Here is an 839-nt window from a genome sequence, read left to right as displayed (position 1 = left end):
ACTTACACAATTCAGGGTAATTCTCATAATGATGTTGGTTCTGCTTTTAATGCTGTTGATACTTCTATCACGAATATCCAAAATCAGATTACGAATGCGACAAAAAACAGCCTTGTTAAGCAGGAAGGAGATGCAGGTACTATTACCGTTGGTGTGACAACGGGGGGTACAGAAATTAATGTTGCAAATAATGCAGGCAACGATAGGATAATTTCTGGCGTAAAGACAGCTGTGAATGGTAATGAAGCTGTTAACAAAGCTCAGCTTGATAAAAGTATAGAGAAGATTTCTAATGATATTAATCTTACAAGTGCTGCTGCAGTTCTTTATGATAAAGAAAACGATACCGTTAATTATAATAGCATAACTTTGGGTGGTGATAAGACTACAGCACCAGTTTCCCTCCATAATGTTAAAGATGGAAAAATTGCTGAAGATTCGCATGATGCGATCAATGGTAGGCAGATTGAAAAAATATCTCGAGATGTAGCAAACATTTTGGGTGGGAATGCAGAATTTAGCGACGGTATTTTATTCGGTCCGCTCTATCATTTGTCGCGCATTTCTGAAGATGGCGTAGCAGTATCTAAAGACCATAATAATGTTGGTGACGCTTTGATAGGGCTTGATGACAATATCAACAATGTGAATAGCCGCTTAACACATGTAGCCAATGAATTTACTCAGAAAATAGAGGGTGTTTCTAAAGATTCTCTATTGTGGAGTAATGATGAGCAGGCATTTGTGGCACAGCATGGAGAGGGAAAAGCCAATAGCAAAATTAAATTTCTTGCCAATGGAGATATTACTGAAGATTCAACCGATGCAGTAAATGGTTC

The 839-nt window shown here is 37.9% G+C and carries 1 pseudogene; it reads left to right on the top strand.

The annotated features are described in order from the left end of the window. Positions 1–839 (top strand): annotated as a pseudogene (locus ACFINA_RS09650) (hypothetical protein); the annotation flags it as partial.

Origin of the sequence: Bartonella sp. AC10YNML, from assembly GCF_042196825.1 — a bacterium.
GTDB lineage: Bacteria > Pseudomonadota > Alphaproteobacteria > Rhizobiales > Rhizobiaceae > Bartonella.
This window is presented reverse-complemented; position numbering and strand designations above follow the sequence as displayed.